This window comes from Azospirillum brasilense (assembly GCF_022023855.1).
GTDB lineage: Bacteria > Pseudomonadota > Alphaproteobacteria > Azospirillales > Azospirillaceae > Azospirillum > Azospirillum brasilense_F.
On sequence record NZ_CP059449.1, the window covers coordinates 2057201 to 2075422 of the forward strand.

Annotated in this window: 21 protein-coding genes; 12 read left to right on the forward strand and 9 right to left on the reverse strand. The window is 68.8% G+C overall.

Annotated features, from left to right (window positions below):
- Nucleotides 1-158: 158 nt before the first annotated feature.
- The 4 genes from H1Q64_RS09760 to H1Q64_RS09775 all read left to right on the forward strand — a co-directional run bounded on the left by H1Q64_RS09760 (nt 159) and on the right by H1Q64_RS09775 (nt 3652).
- Entirely contained in the window at nt 159-497 is a 339-nt protein-coding gene (locus H1Q64_RS09760; RefSeq protein ID WP_149163371.1) for a hypothetical protein, read from the forward strand.
- 17 nt (nt 498-514) lie between these two features.
- Complete coding sequence (gene asnB, locus H1Q64_RS09765; protein WP_237903328.1) at nt 515-2482, forward strand: asparagine synthase (glutamine-hydrolyzing); 1968 nt, start codon at nt 515-517, stop codon at nt 2480-2482.
- A complete protein-coding gene (locus tag H1Q64_RS09770; RefSeq protein ID WP_237903329.1) occupies nt 2479-2625 on the forward strand; it encodes a hypothetical protein in 147 nt (48 codons plus the stop codon). The genes asnB and H1Q64_RS09770 overlap by 4 nt, the downstream gene beginning before the upstream one ends.
- A 97-nt stretch (nt 2626-2722) precedes the next feature.
- Complete coding sequence (locus tag H1Q64_RS09775; RefSeq protein ID WP_237903330.1) at nt 2723-3652, forward strand: EamA family transporter; 930 nt, start codon at nt 2723-2725, stop codon at nt 3650-3652.
- On the opposite strand, the gene H1Q64_RS09780 is transcribed toward H1Q64_RS09775, so the two are convergent.
- Complete coding sequence (locus H1Q64_RS09780; RefSeq protein ID WP_237903331.1) at nt 3621-4100, reverse strand: GNAT family N-acetyltransferase; 480 nt, start codon at nt 4098-4100, stop codon at nt 3621-3623. The genes H1Q64_RS09775 and H1Q64_RS09780 overlap by 32 nt on opposite strands.
- A gap of 231 nt (nt 4101-4331) precedes the next feature.
- On the opposite strand from H1Q64_RS09780, the gene murA reads away from it, so the two are divergent.
- From murA to H1Q64_RS09800, 4 genes are all read left to right on the forward strand, one after another.
- Nucleotides 4332-5636, forward strand: a complete 1305-nt coding sequence (gene murA, locus H1Q64_RS09785; protein ID WP_237903332.1) for a UDP-N-acetylglucosamine 1-carboxyvinyltransferase — start codon at nt 4332-4334, stop codon at nt 5634-5636.
- 44 nt (nt 5637-5680) lie between these two features.
- Nucleotides 5681-6145 carry a DUF2948 family protein gene (locus H1Q64_RS09790; RefSeq protein ID WP_237903333.1) on the forward strand — a complete coding sequence of 155 codons (465 nt, stop codon included), beginning with the start codon at nt 5681-5683 and terminating at the stop codon, nt 6143-6145.
- Nucleotides 6146-6158: 13 nt separating this feature from the next.
- Nucleotides 6159-6578 carry an OsmC family protein gene (locus H1Q64_RS09795; RefSeq protein WP_035674032.1) on the forward strand — a complete coding sequence of 140 codons (420 nt, stop codon included), beginning with the start codon at nt 6159-6161 and terminating at the stop codon, nt 6576-6578.
- Between the two features lie 96 nt (nt 6579-6674).
- Entirely contained in the window at nt 6675-7706 is a 1032-nt protein-coding gene (locus H1Q64_RS09800) for an SDR family oxidoreductase (RefSeq protein WP_237903334.1), read from the forward strand.
- Between the two features lie 13 nt (nt 7707-7719).
- Here the strand turns inward: H1Q64_RS09800 and sugE are convergent, their stop codons facing one another.
- From sugE to H1Q64_RS09825, 5 genes are all read right to left on the reverse strand, one after another.
- A complete protein-coding gene (gene sugE / locus H1Q64_RS09805; protein ID WP_014240532.1) occupies nt 7720-8037 on the reverse strand; it encodes a quaternary ammonium compound efflux SMR transporter SugE in 318 nt (105 codons plus the stop codon).
- Between the two features lie 126 nt (nt 8038-8163).
- Nucleotides 8164-8334 (reverse strand): hypothetical protein, encoded by a 171-nt coding sequence (locus H1Q64_RS09810; protein ID WP_237903335.1) that lies wholly within the window; start codon nt 8332-8334, stop codon nt 8164-8166.
- Nucleotides 8335-8417: 83 nt separating this feature from the next.
- Complete coding sequence (locus tag H1Q64_RS09815) at nt 8418-8963, reverse strand: hypothetical protein (RefSeq protein ID WP_237903336.1); 546 nt, start codon at nt 8961-8963, stop codon at nt 8418-8420.
- Entirely contained in the window at nt 8960-9532 is a 573-nt protein-coding gene (locus H1Q64_RS09820) for a hypothetical protein (protein WP_237903337.1), read from the reverse strand. The genes H1Q64_RS09815 and H1Q64_RS09820 overlap by 4 nt, the downstream gene beginning before the upstream one ends.
- A gap of 19 nt (nt 9533-9551) precedes the next feature.
- Nucleotides 9552-10673 (reverse strand): hypothetical protein, encoded by a 1122-nt coding sequence (locus H1Q64_RS09825; RefSeq protein WP_237903338.1) that lies wholly within the window; start codon nt 10671-10673, stop codon nt 9552-9554.
- A 228-nt stretch (nt 10674-10901) separates the two neighbouring features.
- Between H1Q64_RS09825 and H1Q64_RS09830 the strand changes: the two genes are divergently transcribed.
- The 4 genes from H1Q64_RS09830 to H1Q64_RS09845 all read left to right on the forward strand — a co-directional run bounded on the left by H1Q64_RS09830 (nt 10902) and on the right by H1Q64_RS09845 (nt 14870).
- On the forward strand, nt 10902-12677 hold the full coding sequence (locus H1Q64_RS09830) for a DUF3369 domain-containing protein (RefSeq protein WP_237903339.1): 1776 nt from the start codon (nt 10902-10904) through the stop codon (nt 12675-12677).
- A 169-nt stretch (nt 12678-12846) separates the two neighbouring features.
- Nucleotides 12847-13398 (forward strand): SiaB family protein kinase, encoded by a 552-nt coding sequence (locus H1Q64_RS09835; protein WP_014240539.1) that lies wholly within the window; start codon nt 12847-12849, stop codon nt 13396-13398.
- Between the two features lie 27 nt (nt 13399-13425).
- Entirely contained in the window at nt 13426-13824 is a 399-nt protein-coding gene (locus H1Q64_RS09840) for a DUF1987 domain-containing protein (RefSeq protein WP_237903340.1), read from the forward strand.
- Nucleotides 13821-14870 carry a sensor histidine kinase gene (locus H1Q64_RS09845; protein WP_237903341.1) on the forward strand — a complete coding sequence of 350 codons (1050 nt, stop codon included), beginning with the start codon at nt 13821-13823 and terminating at the stop codon, nt 14868-14870. Before H1Q64_RS09840 ends, H1Q64_RS09845 begins: the two co-directional genes overlap by 4 nt.
- A gap of 22 nt (nt 14871-14892) precedes the next feature.
- Here H1Q64_RS09845 and H1Q64_RS09850 read toward each other — a convergent pair whose 3' ends face one another.
- The 3 genes from H1Q64_RS09850 to H1Q64_RS09860 all read right to left on the reverse strand — a co-directional run bounded on the left by H1Q64_RS09850 (nt 14893) and on the right by H1Q64_RS09860 (nt 18145).
- On the reverse strand, nt 14893-15624 hold the full coding sequence (locus H1Q64_RS09850; RefSeq protein ID WP_237903342.1) for a response regulator transcription factor: 732 nt from the start codon (nt 15622-15624) through the stop codon (nt 14893-14895).
- A 137-nt stretch (nt 15625-15761) separates the two neighbouring features.
- The gene (locus H1Q64_RS09855) at nt 15762-17336 is read right to left on the reverse strand and encodes a SpoIIE family protein phosphatase (RefSeq protein WP_237903343.1); all 1575 of its coding nucleotides are present in this window, start codon (nt 17334-17336) and stop codon (nt 15762-15764) included.
- Nucleotides 17333-18145 (reverse strand): substrate-binding periplasmic protein, encoded by an 813-nt coding sequence (locus tag H1Q64_RS09860; RefSeq protein ID WP_237903344.1) that lies wholly within the window; start codon nt 18143-18145, stop codon nt 17333-17335. Before H1Q64_RS09860 ends, H1Q64_RS09855 begins: the two co-directional genes overlap by 4 nt.
- Between the last annotated feature and the right edge of the window lie 77 nt (nt 18146-18222).

Here is an 18222-nt window from a genome sequence, read left to right on the forward strand (position 1 = left end):
GCCAAACGCTTGTCTCAAAGGTAACGCGCGTCAACAGCCCGTCTTATGCCCGACCCGGGGACCGGACGCCAGTCCGCAAAAATCCTCAGCCGCTTGACAGCCGCCGGGCGCACCCGATCTACTGCCGCAACCTTAATCACGTTGCCGAGCCGGACTCCATGCCGCCGAAAAAGAATCCCGCGAACCTCAACCCGCTGCAGCTCAAGACGCTGACCCTCCTTCAGGAACTCGCCCGTCTGGAGCAGAAGCCGGTCGAGGGCGAGGAGGGGGCCTTCCAGGTCACCAACCTGCCGCACGCCCATGGCAACCACTTCCATCTGGGCAGCGCGGTCGTCGCCTCCCGCGACGCCACCGGCCTGACCAACGAGGCCGTCTGGACCATCCTCGAGCGCAAGGGCATGCTGCGCCGCGATCCCGGTTACGGTGTCGTGACCGCCGAGGGCATGGCCTACGAGACGGGTCTGCGCGACAGCATCCTGCACCGGTCCGACCACTAAGGGCGAGGGCGCGCGCCGTGTGCGGCATCTGCGGCTTCCTGGCCGGCCCGGCCCTCGAGTCCGGGCTTGAGGCCACAGCACGGCGCATGGCCGACACCATCGCCCACCGCGGCCCCGACGGGGACGGCGTATGGGCCGATGGGGAGGCCGGGATCGCGCTCGGCCACCGGCGGCTCGCCATCGTGGAGCTGTCGCCGCTGGGCCGCCAGCCAATGGAATCGGCGGACGGGCGCTGGGTCATCGCCTACAACGGCGAGATCTACAATTTCCAGGACCTTCGGGCGGAACTCGAAGCTGCCGGCCACCGGTTCCGCGGCCATTCGGACACCGAAGTCCTGCTGGAGGGCTGCGCCGCCTGGGGCGTCGAGCGCACTGTGCGCCGTCTGGTCGGCATCTTCACCTTCGCCCTGTGGGACCGCCGCGAGCGCACGCTCTTTTTGGTGCGCGACCATCTGGGGGTGAAGCCCCTCTATTGGGCGCGGATGGGCGGGGCGCTGCTGTTCGGCTCCCAGCCCAAGGCGCTGCGCGTCCATCCCGCCTTCGCGGCGGAGATCGACCGCGACGCGCTGTCCGCCTATCTGCGTTTCAGTTACGTCCCGGCGCCGCACAGCATCTACCGGGGCGTCCACAAGCTGGAACCGGGCAGCATCCTGACCGTCCGTCCAGGGCGCGAACCCGAGCGCAGCGTCTATTGGGACGCCGGCGACGCGGCGCGGGCTGGCATCGCCGACCGGCTGTCGCTGTCCGACGATGACGCGACGGACGCGCTGGAATCGCTGCTCAAGGACGCTGTCGGGCGGCAGATGATGGCCGATGTGCCGCTGGGCGCCTTCCTGTCCGGCGGGATCGACAGCTCCACCGTCGTCGCGCTGATGCAGGCGCAGAGCGCGCGGCCGGTGCGCACATTCACCATCGGTTTCGGCGAGGACGGCTACGACGAGGCGGTGCACGCCCGCGCGGTCGCCGCCCATCTCGGCACCGAGCACACCGAGCTTCGGGTGGAGGCCAGCCACGCGCTGGAGGTCATCCCCAAGCTGGCCGACTGGTACGACGAGCCCTTCGCCGACAGCTCGCAGATCCCGACGCTGCTGGTGTCGGAGATGACCCGGCGTTCCGTCACCGTGGCGCTGTCCGGCGATGGCGGGGACGAGCTGTTCGCCGGCTACAATCGTTATCTCACGGCGCCCGCCTTGTGGCGGCGCATGGCGTCGCTGCCCTCTGGGCTGCGCCGGGGCGCCGCCGGGCTCATCCGCGCCGTGCGGCCCGCGGGTTGGGACGCCCTGGCCGGGCTGATCCCCGAGGGGCGGCGCCCGCGCCAGACCGGCGACAAGCTGCACAAGCTGGCCGGCGTACTGGACGTCGCCGGACCGGACGCGATCTACCGCCGTTTGATCAGCCAGTGGCAGGACCCCGACGCGTTGGTCCGCGGCGGGCGGGAGCCGCAAGGCCCGGCCTGGGACGACGGGCTGGTGGCGGGCATCCCCGATTTCGTCGAGCGGATGCAGCATCTCGACAGCGTCACCTATCTGCCGGATGACATCCTGGCGAAGGTGGACCGCGCCAGCATGGGCGTGTCGCTGGAGGCGCGCGTGCCGCTGCTCGACCATCGGGTGGTGGAGTTCGCCTGGCGCGTGCCGCAATCGCAGAAGCTGCGCGACGGCAAGGGCAAGTGGCTGCTGCGCCAGGTGCTCTACCGCCATGTCCCGCCGACGCTTGTGGAGCGGCCCAAGGCCGGCTTCGCCATTCCGCTGGACGGCTGGCTGCGCGGCCCGCTGCGCGACTGGGCGGAGGATCTGCTGGACGAGGGGCGGCTGCGCCGGGAAGGCTTCTTCGACCCCGCGCCGATCCGCGCCTGCTGGGCGGAGCATCTGGCCGGGACCCGCAACAACCAGCACCGGCTCTGGAACGTGCTGATGTTCCAGGACTGGAACCGCCGCTGGGGCAGCGCCGCCGCCCCGGCCCCGCTTGCCGCGAGCGCCGCATGACGACCGACGAGACGACCAAGACACCCGCCGCCCCGCCGAAAAAGGACGACAAGCAGGATCGGCTCGCCGCCCGCCTGCGGGAGAACCTGCGCAAGCGCAAAGAGCAGGCGCGCGGGCGGGAGAAGGACGGCCCGACGGGCTGACTGTCATTATCCGATGACGCATTTGCCGCATCGGTCCGGTTCCACTCGTACGGTATCGTTGCCGCCGAGCCGGAACGGGGCGGGGCGGGGCAGGGCCATGGTGGTTGAGTCGGCGCGGGCGCGCCTGTGGGGCTATGGGTGCATCGTCGCCTCGGCGCTGCTGTTCGGCGTGGCCGGGACGGCGGCGAAGATGATGTTCGTCGCCTCCATGCCGCCGCTTGTGATGATCGCGGTGCGCGCCATGGTGTCCGCCGCCGTGCTGGTCCTGATCATGCTGGCGCTCGGCCGGCCGATCCGGGTGCGGCGGGCGGACCTGCCGTTCCTGGGGGAGCTGGCGGTCTGGCTGACGCTGGTCAACCTGACCTTCTTCTACGCCATCGCCCTGACCAACGTGGCGCTGGCGCTGATGCTGGAATACACCGCGCCCATGCTGATCGTGGCCGCCGGGCTGCTGCTCGGCACCCACCGGATGAACCGGGCGGTGGCGCTGATCCTGGCGGGCAACACCGCTGGCTGCTTCCTGCTGGTCGGCGCCTACGACCCGGCCCTGTGGTCGGGCAATGCGCTGGGGGCGGCGGTCGGCATGCTCTGTGCCGTGTGCTTCGCCGCCTACAATGTTCGCTGCGCCCACGGCCACCGGCGGGGGCTGGACAGCTCGTCGATGACCTTCTGGCCCTTCTTCCTGTCGGCGCTGTTCTGGCTGCTCGCCACGCCAGCTATTGATTACGCGGCGGTCGAAGTGACCTGGGAGGCGGTGGGCTTCGTCCTGTTCATCGGCGTGTTCGGCACGGTGGCGCCCTACTGGCTCTACCTGGAAGGGCTGAAGACCATCGAGCCGTTCCCGGCGACGGTGATCGGCATGCTCGATCCCGTCTTCGCCGGGGTGACGGCCTTCCTGCTGCTGGGGGAAAGCTTCGAGCCGCCCCAGCTGGCCGGGATGGCCGTGGTCTGTGCGGTGATCGTCTTCCTGAAGCGCAACGAATCCGCCGTGCAGGCTATTCCCCGTCCCGCCGCAGAGCCTTCCTGAGCCAGATCTGCGTGTGCCCCGGCGGGTAGCCCTCCAACTCCGCCCAGACCTCGTAGCCCTGCTGGCGGTAGAAGCCCGGCGCCTGGAAATCGTAAGTGTAGAGGCGCGACCAGCGGCAGCCGCGTTCCACCGCCTCCGCCTCCGCGGCGGCGAGCAGCCGGGCGCCGAGCCCGCCGCCGCGCCGGCCCTCATGGACCCACAGATAGTCCACGTACAGCCACTCCCAGTTCGTGTAGCCGGTCAACCCGGCCATCAGCGCCCCGTCCGCGTCGCGGACGGTGATCATGATCTCGCGCAGGTCGTAGGGGGCGGTGAAGCGCTCGTTGAAGGCGCGCAGTTCGCCGTGGATCTGCTTCACCTCGTCCGGGTCGAACCGCCCGGAGAGGGAGAGGGTCAGCCCGGCCATCATGCTGTCCTGGGTGTTGTCCCGGGCGCTGTCCTGTGTCACGCGGTCCGTCCTTTCAATTGCGGCGGGAGAAGGGCTTCCATGAGAAAAAGCCTCAATTCCTTCCCTTGAGCGCGCCCGCATGCTCCGCTACAACGCCTGACAGATTCAATCCCCGTAAGACCCGAGAAGTCCGCCGACGATCGGCGTGTCGTGGACCCTCGGACCCGCAAGATGGCCTAATCCGCCGGGCTTCGGCCTTTTCGACAGCATCTGACCGGACAAGACAGCTTCATGGACAAGATCCGCATCTGCGGCGGCAAGCCCCTTCACGGGTCGATCACGGTTGGGGGCGCCAAGAACGCGGCGCTGCCCCTGATGACCGCGGCGCTCCTCACCGACGGGACGCTGACGCTCACCAACCTGCCGATCCTCGCGGACATCAACACGCTGTGCAACCTGCTGCTCCAGCACGGCGTCGCGATCCACATGGCCGGGGCGGGCGGGGATTGCGCCGGCCGCGTGGTGGAGTTCACCGCCCGCGACATCACCAACACCACAGCCCCCTACGACCTCGTCCGCAAGATGCGGGCGAGCGTCCTGGTGCTCGGCCCGCTGCTCGCCCGCTGCGGCGAGGCCAAGGTGTCGCTTCCCGGCGGCTGCGCCATCGGCGCGCGCCCGGTCGACCTGCACATCAAGGGCCTGGAGGCCATGGGGGCGGACATCCGCATCGAGGGCGGCTACATCGTCGCCAAGGCGCCGCCGGGCGGCCTGCGCGGTGCCGAATATGTGTTCCCAAAGGTGTCGGTGGGCGCCACCGAGAACCTGCTGATGGCCGCCACGCTGGCCCGCGGCACCACCGTGCTGGTCAACGCCGCCCGCGAGCCGGAGGTCAGCGACCTCGCCGACTGCCTCGTCAAGATGGGCGCCAAGATCACCGGCATCGGCACCGACCGGCTGACCATCGTCGGCGTGGACCGGCTGAACGGCGCCCGCCACATGGTGGTGCCGGACCGCATCGAAACCGGCACCTACGCCATGGCGGCGGCGATGACCGGCGGCACGCTGGACATCCTGAACACCCGTCTGGACCTGATCAAAGCGGCGGTGACCGCCCTGGTCCCGGCGGGCGTGGAGTTCACCGAGATCGAGACCAACGGCCAGACGGGCATCCGTGTGTCCCGCGCCAACGGCGAGCTGGTCGGTGTCGACGTGATGACCGAACCCTATCCCGGCTTCCCCACCGACCTTCAGGCCCAGATGATGGCCCTGATGTGCACGGCCAGGGGTGCAGGCATGATCACCGAGACCATATTTGAGAATCGGTTCATGCACGCGCCCGAGCTGACCCGCATGGGAGCCCGCATCACGGTGCACGGTTCCTCCGCCCTCGTCCGGGGTGTGGAGCGTTTGACCGGCGCGCCCGTTATGGCGACGGATCTCCGCGCGTCGGTGTCGCTGGTCCTGGCCGGTCTTGCGGCGGAAGGGGAGACGACGGTCAACCGCGTCTATCACCTCGACCGCGGCTACGAGCGGCTGGAGGACAAGCTGGCGGCCTGCGGCGCGGACATCGAACGCATCCGGGCGGAGGACGACTGACGGCGTCCTCCGCCCGCTCAGCCGTCCACAGCGAAGGGAAGCTCATGACCGCCACGCCGATCCGCCTGCGCGCCCAGGATGCCGAGGATCTGAAAGTCGTCTCCGCCTGTCTGCAGGACGCCATCCTGCCGATCGGCGACATGTGCTTCCTGCCCGAAGAGGCGCGCTTCGTGCTGGTGGCCAACCGCTTCAAGTGGGAGACGGCGGGCAAGCGCCGCCCCGGCCCCACCGCCGACGACGACCACCTGAACCCCTTCGAGCGCGTCAATTGCGGCGTGCGGATCGAAGGGGTGAAGGCCGTGAAGCTGCGCGGCCTCGACGTGAAGGACCGCGCGCAGATCCTGGAACTGCTCTCCGTCGAGGCGGCGGAGGGTGCCCTGGTCCTGAATTTTGCCGGCGGCGCCTGCATCCGGCTGGAAAGCCCGTCCTGGACCTGCTTCGTGGAGGATCTGGGCGAGCCCTGGCCGACCGGCTGCAAGCCCTGCCATCCATTGGAAGACGAACAATAATCGGGAGACCGCCATGAAGGCGCGGGTGAAGTGGGTTGATGGGCGGATGTTCGTCGGCGAGTCCGGCAGCGGCCACGCCGTGGTCATGGACGGCGCGCCGGAGGCGGGCGGGCGCAACCTGGGCATCCGTCCCATGGAGATGCTGCTGATCGGCATGGGCGGCTGCACCGGCTTCGACGTGGTGATGATCCTGGAGAAGGGCCGCCAAGCCATCACCGACTGCGTGGCCGAGATCGAGGCTGAGCGCGCCGAGACCGACCCCAAGGTCTTCACAAAGATCCACGTCCATTTCGTGGTCACCGGGCGTGGCCTGGACCCGGCGAAGGTCGAGCGCGCCATCGCCCTGTCGGCGGAGAAATACTGCTCCGCTTCGATCATGCTGGGCGCCACCGCCGCGATCACCCACGATTTCGAGATCGTCGAGGCGCCGTAAGCGCAACGGCGGCGGAACTGTGGTGGCGGAACCGGCGGGCTCCAGGCGGGTTTGGACAGCGTCGATGCTCGTCCCAGCCCATGGAGCCCCGCCGCCATGCCCACCAGCCCCATTGCCGGTCGGACCCGGCCCGTCGTTGTCGTCACCGGAGCGTCCGCCGGCGTCGGGCGCGCGACGGCGCTTGCCTTCGCTCGGGAATGGGGTGCGGCGGTCGGGCTGATCGCCCGCTCCCGCGAGGCGCTGGAGGAGGTGGCGGCGGAGATCGGGCGAATTGGCGGCACGGCGCTGGTGCTGCCCGCCGACGTCGCCGACGCCGAGGCGGTGGAGGCCGCCGCCGACGAGGCCGAGCGCACGCTCGGTCCCATCGACGTCTGGGTCAACAACGCCATGGTGACGGTGTTCGGGCGCATCCGCGACCTGACGCCCGAGGAGGTCCGGCGGGTGACCGAGGTGACCTACCTCGGCTCCGTCCACGGCACGCTGGCGGCGCTGCGCCGCATGCTGCCGCGCGACCGCGGCCTCATCCTTCAGGTCGGGTCGGCGCTGGCCTACCGCTCCATCCCGCTCCAGGCCGCCTATTGCGGGGCCAAGAGCGCCATCCGCGGCTTCATCGACAGCCTGCGTTCGGAACTGATCCATGACGGCAGCCGCCTGCGGGTGACCATGGTCCATCTGCCCGCCGTCAACACGCCGCAGTTCGACTGGGCGCGCAGCCACATGCCGCGCCGGGCGAAGCCGGTCGGCGCCATCTTCGACCCGGACGACATCGGCCGCGCCATCGTCCGGGCCGCGGCGGACCCCAAGCGGGAGCACTGGCTGGGCTTCACCACCGCCGAGGCGATCCTCGGGACGCAGGCGCTGCCCGCCTACGCCGACTACCGGGTGGCCTTCACCGCCTTCGAGGGGCAGGAGACGGAGGAGACGGAAGCGCCGGGCCGGCCCGACAACCTGTTCGAGCCGGTGTCCGGCCTGCACCGCACGCACGGGCGCTTCACCGGGCGGGAGGAGCGCCTGTCGCTGAGCACCACGGGAACCGCGGCGCGCGGCTTCGCCGTCCTCGCCGGCCTCGCGGTGGTCGGGGGAATCGGCTACGCCGCGCGCGCGGCCCTGCGGAAGGAACGCGCCTGATGGCGGCGGTGGGTCAGGGCGTGATCAGCTTCAACCCGAGGATGCCCGCCACGATCAGCGCGATGCAGCCGAGCCGCAGGATGTCGGCAGATTCCCCGTAAAGCAGGATGCCCAGGATGACGGTGCCGACCGTTCCGATGCCGGTCCACACGGCGTAGGCGGTGCCGAGCGGCAGCGACTTCAGCGCCATCCCAAGCAGGGCGAGGCTGATGACCATCGAGGCGACGGTCAGGGCGGTGGGAATGGGGCGGGTGAAGCCCTCCGTCTGCTTCAGGCCGACGGCCCAGCCGATTTCGAAGAGGCCGGCGAAGAACAGGATGACCCAGGACATGGAACACCTCCGATGGATTGGAGGCAGGGTCGTCCCCGCCGAACTCCCCACGCCCGGACTGGGTGTGCCGTGGTGAGGTCGTCCTCACGGGAGGGCGACCGGGATATAGGGATGCGGGTGGCCCGGTCAAGCCCCGTCCCAGCGGTGGCCGCTGTCGGTCTCGCACAGCATGGCGACCTCGCGGCGGGGGCAGCGGTCGTCGAGAGGCAGGACCGTGAAGCCGGACGCGGGACGCTCGCGGTTGGCCGGCTGCGGCGGGGAGGGGGGCTGAGCGTGTGTTGCGGTGCGGCGGGTCATGGCGGTCACCAGGGTGGAGGGGGTGTTGGCTCCACTCTAGCCGTGATGTTCCGCCTGCGCTGTGGCGCGCCTCACAGAGCGTGTCAGGCCCGCTTGCGCTCCGTCGCGTCCTTGGGCAGGAACAGGCGGCAGGTCAGGACCGGTCCGATCTCGTAGCCGTTCACACGCGGAAAGCGCTGGGAGACGCGGTCCAGCGCCTCCTTCTGGTTGGCCGCGACGACCAGGTAGGCCCGTCCGTCGCGCCAGGAGGCGGCCATGGCGCCGCTGGTGTAGAGCGCGTCCGGGGCGCGGCGCACCGCCACTTCCCAGATGGTTCCGGGTCGGGCCTCCAGCCGGTCGAAGACGTGGAAGAGTTCCATCGGCGCCTGCTGCACCGCGTCGAGCTGCCGTTCCAGCAGTTCGGCCTGCCGCTTCGCCTCGGTCAGCGCCTCCTCCAGGCCGCCCAATTTTGCGCGGGTCGCTTCCAGCGTCTTCCGAGCCTCCTGGACGCGCTGCTCGAAGGTCTGGATGTCCTTGTCGGCGGTGACGAGTTCGCTGCGCGCCGCGCGGACACGGCGTTCGCCCATCCGGTTCACCAGCACGCTGGCCGCCAGGAGCAGCAACGCGGCGTAGAGGATGATCGCCGTCATGGGGAAACCGGCCGCGTGCCGTCGTTGGCCCCGTTTCCAACCGGGAGCAACGGGATCGTCTCGGGCCGCGAGGACAGGACTCCGTTGCGCGTGCTGAAGGCGCGCTGAAGCATCGCGGCCGCGGCGTCCGGGGTGTCGGCCCAGACGCGGGCGATGTTCCGGCGCTCCCAGATCACCCGCGCGAACAGCATGCGCCGGGGATCGAGGCGGGCGAAATCCGGAACGGTGCGCAACTCGCTCTCATAGCGCTGGGCGCCGCTCTGCGCGTCGCCGATCTCGTGCACCAGGGCGATCTTGGACGCCTTGACCGATGCGATCAGGCTGGCCAGGCGACCGCGTTCGGCGGTCAGGCGGTCGATGGCGTCCTGCCGGGCGGCGCCTTCGGCCTGGGCATCCTCAATCTGCTGGCCGAGGGTGGCGAGGTCGGCGGCCAGAGCATCCAGCTTCCGCCGCGTCAAGGCCTTGCGGCTGCTGGTGGCGGTCAGGCGGGACGCCTCGTAGACGATGGAAAGGCCGAGGGCGCCGACGCACAGGACCAGCACGGCGAAGGCGAAGGTGTCCATGTTCATCGCGCCACCATCCGAACCATCAGCGTCCGCCCAATCCGCCGGCGGCGCCCATCACCCCGGACGGGGCATTCCCGGACCGCCGCGCGGCCTCGAACAGGTCCCGCAAGCCGCGGTCGAACCCCCGCGCTGGACCGCCGCCGAGCGGGGACATCTCCGCGACGCCGCCATCCGTTTCCTCCGTGTGCGCCGTCAGCCAGGCGGCGGCGGCATCGACCAGCGGCAGCGGGAGCAGCGCGCGCAACGCCGCGCCAAGCAGGGGATCGCGGCGCGTGTAAAGACCGGCCACCGCGAAGAAGGCCATCGCCTCCGGCGGGACGCTGCCGTCGGCCATCGCGCCGCGCACGCAGGCCAGCAACTCGTCGATCTCCATGTCCGGTGCCCGCCCGCCCAGCGTCCGCCATCCGTCGGACAGGCGCAGCGCGGAGGCCAGCGTGTCCACATCCGTGCCGTCCAAGGGGCGCAGAGCGGTGACTCCACCGGGAATCGCCAGGGTACTGGCGGCGCGCATGCGATGCGTGTTGGCCTCTTCCAGAAACAGGGCGAGAGCCCCGGGGCTGGTGCGGATCGCGTCCAGGACGGTCAGCGACCGGTCACGCAAGGTTTCGGCCCAGTCCACCATCTCCGGCGAGGCGAGGACGCGGTCCAGGACGCCATCGGCCAGCCGGTTCTCCAGGCGGGTCTGCACGGTGACCGGCAGGTCGTCCATGCGCCGCGACAGCGCGGGCCACCAGCCGGCGGTGTCGATGACGCGAATGCAGCCGGGCAACGGATCCGGAATGCAGAGCAGGAGCGGATCGCGCAGCATCACCGGTTCCAGCCAACGCGCCCACAGGCGGCGCGTGTGGGCGCGGCGGCGGCTGGACAGCAGGCTGAGCAGCATGGCGCGCATGGGCGGGCTGCCCGGCCGCTCCGCGGCCCGCAACGAACCGGTTCGGTGATCGAAGCGCGACAGGAACCGGCGGAACGCCGCGTACCGGCCGGCGGATGCGCTGTCCGGGTTCGCACCGTTCAGGTCCATGCCGTACAAACTCCCAGCATCGAGGCCGCCGCCTTTGAGGCTGGCGCCTTCAAGGTTGTCGCCCTCGACACTGGCGCCCTTGAGATCGCCACCCTTGAGATCGCGGTTGAGTTCCATGTCCATACGTGGGCCAACTCCCTCGTTCTCGGAGAGTATAAAAGATAAAGGTAATACTTGGGTATTCATCAAAGGGCAGAATCGGCGCCAATTCGCGCTAGACGGCTCTAAAACATCACGTTTTGTGACAATTTGATACGGCTCTGGACGGGCGGGCTTAGGTCTCGTACCGCTTTGGTGCCTTTCCGGTCGGTGATGCGGAACCATCCGGGTAGGTCGTGCGTGGAGGAGGCCATGGGCCAGGATATGGACGAAGGTCTGGACGACGAGCCGCTGTTCGGCCCCGACGACGGGTTCGCCGACGACTCCGCGGCCAACGCCCGACCGGCGGACCCCTGGCCCGTGCTGGTGGTCGACGACGATCCTCAGGTCCACACCATGACCGAGGTTCTGCTGCGCGACTTCGAATTCGAAGGCCGTCCGTTCGAGGTGGTCAGCGCCCTGTCCGCCGCGGCCGCGCGGTCGCTGCTTCTGACGCGCCCGGACATTCCGGTGGCGCTTCTCGACGTGGTGATGGAAACCGACGACGCCGGCCTGCGTCTAGTCCGCTTCATCCGCGAGGATCTCAACAACCACCGCATGCGCATCATCCTGCGCACCGGCCAGCCGGGGCAGGCGCCGGAGCGGGACGTGGTCGTCGCCTACGACATCAACGATTACAAAGCCAAGAGCGAACTCACCGCCCAGCGCCTGTTCACCACGCTGGTCAGCGGGCTGCGGGCGTGGCGCGACATCGTGACCATCGAGCGGCACCGCCAGGGTCTGGAGCGCATCCTCGCGGCCTCGGCCCCGCTGTTCGAAACCCGGTCCATGCGCACGCTGGTCGAGGAGCTGGTGGACCAGCTCAGCAAGGTGGTGGACAACAGCGGCGGCGCCGTTCTGGCCTGCCGCATGGTGGATCGCGGCGACGGCAAGACGCGGGCCACCGTGATCGCCGGCTCCAGCCGCTTCGCGCGGTTTATCGGGCGGCCCGCCTCCGACGCGCTGGAGCCCGACCTGACCGCCCAGGTGGTCGCCGCCTTCGAGACGCAGCAGAGCAGTTTCGGATCGGCCCGCTGCATCCTGGCCTTCCGCACGCGGGAGCATGGGACGACGGTCTTCGCCCTGGAGCGGAGCGAGCCCTATCGCGAGGACGACCACCGGCTGCTGCAGCTGTTCTGCGCCCGCGTCATCATCGGCTTCGACAATGTGTGCCTGTATGAGGATCTGGTCGCGCTGAACCAGTCGCTGGAGCGGCGCGTCAGTGAGCGGACGGCCGAACTGGCCGCCAACCAGGCCGCACTGGTCGCCGCCAAGGAGCGGGTGGAACGTGCGCTGGAGGCGGAACTGGTCGCCCGCGAGCAGCAGCGCCAGTTCGTTACCATGGTCAGCCACGAATTCCGCACCCCGCTGGCCATCATCGACAGCGCGGCCCAGATGCTGACCCTGCGGGCGGAGCGGGAAACCCCGGAATCGTTGGATCGGCTGCGCGTCATCCGCAGCAGCGTGCAGCGCCTGACCGGACTGATCGACACGCATCTGACCGACGAGCGGCTCCAGGCCGGGACGCTGAAGGTGCAGCGGGCGGAGGTCGATCTGCCGGCACTGCTGCGTTCGGTGACCGAACCCTTCCGCACCGCCTATCCCGGGTGCGACTTCCGACTCGATCTCGACCGTCTGCCGCCCATGGTGATGGCCGATGGGCATCTGCTGGGAATGCTCTTCAACAACCTGCTGAACAACGCCTTCAAATATTCGGATGGCGACTGCCGCGTCACGGCGAGCGGGTGGGCCGAGGGAAGCGTGGCGGTGGTGGAGGTCGCCGACCAGGGGCGCGGCATTCCACAGAACGAGCTGCCCCTGCTGTTCGAGCGGCATTACCGGGGGGCCGGTTCCGCCGGGGTGCCGGGAACGGGAATCGGTCTGCACACGGTGCGGCAGATCATCCTGCTGCACGGCGGATCGATCACCGCGGAAAGCACGGTCGGGCAGGGCAGCGTCTTCCGCGTCCGCCTTCCCGTGAAGGGCTGAATCCGCAACGCCGGGCTGCCGATGCGCGCCGCGATAATCCTTCCAGCGCAGCGGGCGGAAATGTAACGTGTTCATAACAAGGCCGACGCGATCTCCGGATGCGGTCCGGGACGTTCAGACGCAACAGGCGGCCTCGTCGCACTCCAACGGAAGAACCGTGGACTCCACCATGCTCGCTCAGCAATATGCCGGGATCAAACGGGACCTTGACGAGAAGGGCATCATCTTCTCGTTCAGTGGCTATCTGTCCGAGGGGATACTCTATTCCCTGGGAGAGGCGTTGCGGGAAAAGATGACGTTGGAGGACACCGACGGCCCGACGGTCCGCCGGGTCTTCGCCGTCTTCGTCGAGCAGATGCAGAACATCATCCGCTACTCGGCCGAAAAGGTGACCGGCGCGCGCGAGAAGCCGGTCGAGCTGAGCGCCGGCATGGTCACCATCGGCATGGAAGGCGGGAAGGTCTTCATCGTCTGCGGCAACACCGTGTACAACGCCGACGTGCCGCGCCTGCGCGAGCGGCTGGAGTATCTCAAGGGCTTGGACAAGGACGCGATCAAGACCTATTACCGGGAGCAGCTGCGCGAAACCCCGGAAGAGGGCGCGCGGGGCGCCAACATCGGGCTGATCGAGATCGCGCGCCGCGCCAGCGAACCCATCGAGTACGACTTCCTTGAAATGGACGAGGGCAAGAGCTTCTTCTGCCTCAAGGCTCGGATCTGAAAGCGGCTTGTGGACATCCGGACGACCATGGAATCCCTGAAATTACCCGCGACGGGCCGGACGCCCGAGGTCGATTTCGACTTTGCCCAAGGCGTGCTCCGCCTCAGCGGCGAGTCCTATCCCGACGACGTGGCGACCTTCTTCGGGCCGATCTTCGCAGCGCTCCGCGCCTTCCTGGCCGAAGCGGGCGGCCATCCCATCCGGTTCGACATGGAGTTGCTGTACTTTAACAGCTCCAGCGCGAAGGCGCTGATGAACATCTTTCAGATGCTGGAGACGGCGGCCAGCGAAGGGCGCAGCATTTCCGTCACTTGGTGTTACGAGGAGAACGACGACTCCATGCAGGAGTTGGGCGAGGATTTCTCCGAGGATCTGCATCACGTCGCCTTCACTCTGAAACAGATTCCCGCAGACGAAGCGTCATGACCTTCAACCTCTTCGCCGCCGAGGAGCAGGCCATCGAGCAGGCCCGCCTTCTGGGGGAGAGGCTGGGCGCGGCCGCGCCCGAACTGCGCGCCGATTTCGAGGCGCTGGTGGAGGCGTTCCAGCGCAGCACGCGCGAACAGCGCCGGCTGGTGCGGGTCAGCGACCGGCTGCAGGCGCAGCTCGGCTCCGCCAACCAGGAGCTGGAGCGCCGCCGGCAGGAGGCGGAAACCGCTCTGGCCGACCTGCGCGAGGCGCAGGAGGCGATGGTCCGCGCGGAGAAGCTGGCGTCCCTTGGCGCCCTGGTGGCCGGGGTGGCCCACGAGATCAACACACCGGTCGGCATCGCCGTGTCCTGCGCGTCGCATCTGTCCGACGCTACGTCGCGGTTGCGCGGGCGTGCCCAGACGGGCGAGCTGAGCAAGGCGGATTTTACCCGCTACGTCGCCACCGCCACGGACACGACGGCGCTGATCCTCACCAATTGCGAGCGGGCGGCCAAGCTGATCGCCAGCTTCAAGCAGGTGGCGGTGGACCGTGCCAGCGCCGAACGGCGCGTCGTGCATCTCAACCGCTACATCCAGGAAACGCTGGTCAGCCTGGAGCCGAAGCTCCGTCAAGGCAAGCACACCATCGCCGTGTCCTGCCCCGACGGGCTGGTGGTGGACACCTATCCGGGCGCCCTGTCGCAGATCCTGACCAATTTCGTGATGAACTCCGTCACCCATGCCTTCGTCGACGCGCAGGGCGTGGACGGGCAGGGCGGAGGCCTGTCGATCACCGTGGACGAGCCGGAGCCCGGCACCGTGCGGCTGGTCTACACCGACAACGGCCGGGGCATTCCGCCGGACCATCTGCCGCGGATCTTCGATCCGTTCTTCACCACCCGGCGCGGCGAAGGGGGCAGCGGGCTTGGCCTGCACATCGTACACAACTTGGCGGTCGGGGCGCTGAAGGGGACGATCTCCGTGGACAGCGCGCCGGGGCGGGGAACACGCTTCGTCCTGACCTTCCCGAAGGACACGCCTGCGGACGACGCATCCGCCTGAACGGCGTCGGAATCCCCGCCGTTCAGATCACACGGACCGGGGCGGAGAACACGTAGCCCACGCCGTGGACCGACTTGACCGGAGCGGTTTCGCCGATCGCGTTCTCCACCTTGTGGCGCAGGCGCCCGACCACCGTGTCGATGGAACGGTCGTCAGGGTTCCAGCGGCGGTTGTAGAGCGCGACGGAGATCTGGTCGCGGGTCGCCGGCTGACGGGCCTGTCCGGCCAGCAGGGAGACCAGCTTCATCTCCATGCTGGTCAGGCTGACGCGCACGCCCGCCGGGCTGGTCAGCGCCCAGGCCGTGGCGTCCAGAATCCAGCTGCCCTCGTCCATCGCGGGCTGGCCGGAGGGTTGCGAGGCCGGCGGGGTGGCGCCGGCGTTGCTCGTCTCCAGACGGCGGAGCAGGGCCTTTGCCTGGGCTTCCAACTCGCGCATCTCGACGGGCTTCACAAGATAGGCGTCGGCCCCCAATTCCAGCCCGACCACCCGGTCCACGGTGGAGCCGCGGGCGGTCACCATGATGATTCCGATGGCGGGATTCTCGCGCAGCCGTGTGGCGATCTTGAACCCGTCCTCACCCGGAAGGTTAACGTCCAGAACAACCAAGGATACCGGGCGTGACGCGATCTGCTCGTCCAGTTCGCGCCCATTCTTCGCTCCGATCGCGTCGAAGCCGCAACTGCGCAGGTACTCGATCATGTCACGTCGCAGAGACGCCTCGTCCTCGACGACAACGATCGTAACGGCCGCCATCCCCTCTGCTCCCCCGTTACCGGTGCTTATTGTTCATAGGGCCGGCGCGGAAACTATATGAAGTCGAATGGTAGGTCGAGTGACTTCGGCCCGCGACGGCCCCCTGCCGCACTATTACGCAATCTTTCGAAGGGTAGTTACGCGATTTCCCACAGGGTGTTCCGCGCCGGGACCGCGGGATCGCCGGCCAGCCGGACCCGGAAGCCGATCATGGTGATGTCGTCGCGTTGCGGGCGGTCGCCCTGGAAGCCGGACAGGCTGGCTTCGATGCGCTCCTTCTGCCGGTCGAGCGGCAGGGCGCTGCACTCTTCGACCACACCGTGCAGGCGGCGCTTGCCGAAGCTCCGCCCCCGCTCTCCGCCGCATTGGTCGGTCAGCCCGTCGGTGCAGATGTAGAAGGTCTGGTCCGGCTGCAGCTCCAGGCTGTGGTTCGTGAAGGCCGGGGCGGGGCCGGACGCGCGGTATCCCAGGCTGCGGCGGTCGGCGCGGATCTCGGTCAACCCGTCCGGGCCGGCGACGGCCAGGGGCAGGCGGGCGCCGGCATAGACGAGCCGCCGCTGCGCCGGTTGGACGTAGCACAGCGCCAGATCCAGCCCGTTGTCGAATCCGCCTTCCCAGCTTGCCGCGTCACCGTCCTGGTGCAGGGCCGCCCGCACCTTGTCGTCCACCGTGGCGAGCAGCGCGGCGGGGTCGGCGGCGCCCATGCCGTCCACCACATTGTTCAGCACGGCGCTGGCCGTCATGGTCATGAAGGCGCCGGGGACCCCGTGGCCCGTGCAGTCGGCCACACCGATCAGGAAGCCGTCCTCGACCTCGCGGTAATAATAGAAATCGCCGCTGACCACGTCGCGTGGACGCCACAGGACGAAATGCTGGGCCAGCCCGCCCTCCAGGACCTCCGGCTTCGGCAGGATCGAGGACTGGATCAACTGGGCGTAGTTGATGCTGTCCATGATGCGGCGGTTGATGTCGGCCAGCGCCTCCGTCCGCTCCTGGACACGGAACTCCAGCGTCTGGGTGTAGTCCTGGACCGTCTCGGCCATGCGGTTGAAGGTCTTGGTCAGGACGCCGATCTCGTCCTCCCGCTCGGTGGCGAGGCGGGCGCCGTAGTCGCCGCGGGAAACCGCCTGGGTCGCCTGGGTCAGCCGCCGCAGCGGACGGAGCACGACGCGGTTCAGCATGACGCTGATGATGGCGATGGCGGTGACCAGGGACAGCAAAAGCAGCCCGACCACCGGCAGCAGCGCCTCCAGTGTGTTGCGGTGGACCTCCTCCGTCGAATAGAGCAGGCGCAGCGTTCCCACCTGCCGGGTCACCCCGTCGCGTCCTCGCAGATCGATGATCTTCTCGACGGTGGTGGAGTCGGCGGAGGTCCTGGGGTCGCCGGACACCGCCATCGGCTCGCTGCGCCCTGGCTCGAAGACGGAGACGGCGAGGATGGCCGGGTCGCGCTCGCGCAGCGAATCGATGATGTTGCGGACGGCGCGGTCGTCGATCTCCCAGATCGGGTTGGCCAGCGCGTCGGTCTGCATGGCGGCGACCAGCTGCGCCCGCTTGGTCAGAGCCGAGACCTGCTGGTGTTCCACGATGTTGGCCGACACGGCCACGGCGACCATCCCAACGGCGGCGGCGGTGACCAGGATGACGCTGCCAATGCGGGTCAGCAGCGAACGGTCGCGCCGTCCAACGGCGAGGGAGCGCAGCTCAGTCACGGGGCGATTCCCAGCCGCGTCCACAGCGCCGGAAGCGCGCCGCTGCGCTCCAGCCGGTCGAGCGTGGCGTCGACCCAGGATGCGCCGATGGGACCGTCGCGCCGGACCAGGATGGTGTGCTCGTAGATCTGATCGGTGCGGTCGGACACCAGGAGCAGGGGCGCCATGTCGGGATTGGCTTTCAGGAATTGCGCCAGGAAGGAGCGGGTGACGATGGCCAGCGCGGCGCGCCCGGCGGCGACGCTGCGCACATTGCCTTCGTGCGTGACGGTCAGGCGGGTGTTGAAGCGCTTCTCCAGGATCTGCGGGTCGGCGGTCATGCCGGCGAAGGCGTAATGATAGCCGAGCCGCCCGAGGATCGTCTTGTCGTCGAGCCGGTCGAAATAGCTCTGGTCCATGCCGGGACCGGCCTTGGCGACGAACACCTCCGCGTCGCGCAGGAACACCCGCGAGGCCTCCACGGGGCGCCCCTTCCAGCCCCAGGTGAGGCTTTCGAAGGCGATCATGTCGAAGCGGCCCCGCTCCATGTCCTCGTAGCGCCGCTGGGGGGAGGTGCGGACCAATTCGAATCGGAAGTCGCTCTGCTCCGCGTTCAGCAGGTCGAGCAGGGCCTGCGTGACGCCGCCGCCGGACTCGGTGACGTAGGGGGGGAACTCGTAGCCACCGACCTTGACGGTCACCGGAGCGGTTGCGGACTCGGCGGGTGCGGACTCGGCGGTCGCGGCAAGGCCGGACGACGGAAGGCCGCCCGCCGCCCATCCGGCGAGCGCCAAGGCCAGTATCGTCCGGCGGGCAACCGCTTTTGCCATCTTCAGCCCCGATGCTGTTCGCACAGCCGTGCGAAGAATCCACGGCATTTTACCAATGTATGCGCGTATGCAGCAAT

What these genes read in the sequence shown, in the direction of transcription:
- H1Q64_RS09760 (WP_149163371.1), top strand. Translation starts at nt 159, where the DNA reads ATGCCGCCGAAAAAGAATCCCGCGAACCTCAACCCGCTGCAGCTCAAG.
- H1Q64_RS09770 (WP_237903329.1), top strand. Translation starts at nt 2,479, where the DNA reads ATGACGACCGACGAGACGACCAAGACACCCGCCGCCCCGCCGAAAAAG.
- H1Q64_RS09775 (WP_237903330.1), top strand. Translation starts at nt 2,723, where the DNA reads ATGGTGGTTGAGTCGGCGCGGGCGCGCCTGTGGGGCTATGGGTGCATC.
- murA (WP_237903332.1), top strand. Translation starts at nt 4,332, where the DNA reads ATGGACAAGATCCGCATCTGCGGCGGCAAGCCCCTTCACGGGTCGATC.
- H1Q64_RS09790 (WP_237903333.1), top strand. Translation starts at nt 5,681, where the DNA reads ATGACCGCCACGCCGATCCGCCTGCGCGCCCAGGATGCCGAGGATCTG.
- H1Q64_RS09795 (WP_035674032.1), top strand. Translation starts at nt 6,159, where the DNA reads ATGAAGGCGCGGGTGAAGTGGGTTGATGGGCGGATGTTCGTCGGCGAG.
- H1Q64_RS09800 (WP_237903334.1), top strand. Translation starts at nt 6,675, where the DNA reads ATGCCCACCAGCCCCATTGCCGGTCGGACCCGGCCCGTCGTTGTCGTC.
- sugE (WP_014240532.1), bottom strand. Translation starts at nt 8,037, where the DNA reads ATGTCCTGGGTCATCCTGTTCTTCGCCGGCCTCTTCGAAATCGGCTGG.
- H1Q64_RS09810 (WP_237903335.1), bottom strand. Translation starts at nt 8,334, where the DNA reads ATGACCCGCCGCACCGCAACACACGCTCAGCCCCCCTCCCCGCCGCAG.
- H1Q64_RS09815 (WP_237903336.1), bottom strand. Translation starts at nt 8,963, where the DNA reads ATGACGGCGATCATCCTCTACGCCGCGTTGCTGCTCCTGGCGGCCAGC.
- H1Q64_RS09820 (WP_237903337.1), bottom strand. Translation starts at nt 9,532, where the DNA reads ATGAACATGGACACCTTCGCCTTCGCCGTGCTGGTCCTGTGCGTCGGC.
- H1Q64_RS09825 (WP_237903338.1), bottom strand. Translation starts at nt 10,673, where the DNA reads ATGGACATGGAACTCAACCGCGATCTCAAGGGTGGCGATCTCAAGGGC.
- H1Q64_RS09830 (WP_237903339.1), top strand. Translation starts at nt 10,902, where the DNA reads ATGGGCCAGGATATGGACGAAGGTCTGGACGACGAGCCGCTGTTCGGC.
- H1Q64_RS09835 (WP_014240539.1), top strand. Translation starts at nt 12,847, where the DNA reads ATGCTCGCTCAGCAATATGCCGGGATCAAACGGGACCTTGACGAGAAG.
- H1Q64_RS09840 (WP_237903340.1), top strand. Translation starts at nt 13,426, where the DNA reads ATGGAATCCCTGAAATTACCCGCGACGGGCCGGACGCCCGAGGTCGAT.
- H1Q64_RS09845 (WP_237903341.1), top strand. Translation starts at nt 13,821, where the DNA reads ATGACCTTCAACCTCTTCGCCGCCGAGGAGCAGGCCATCGAGCAGGCC.
- H1Q64_RS09850 (WP_237903342.1), bottom strand. Translation starts at nt 15,624, where the DNA reads ATGGCGGCCGTTACGATCGTTGTCGTCGAGGACGAGGCGTCTCTGCGA.
- H1Q64_RS09860 (WP_237903344.1), bottom strand. Translation starts at nt 18,145, where the DNA reads ATGGCAAAAGCGGTTGCCCGCCGGACGATACTGGCCTTGGCGCTCGCC.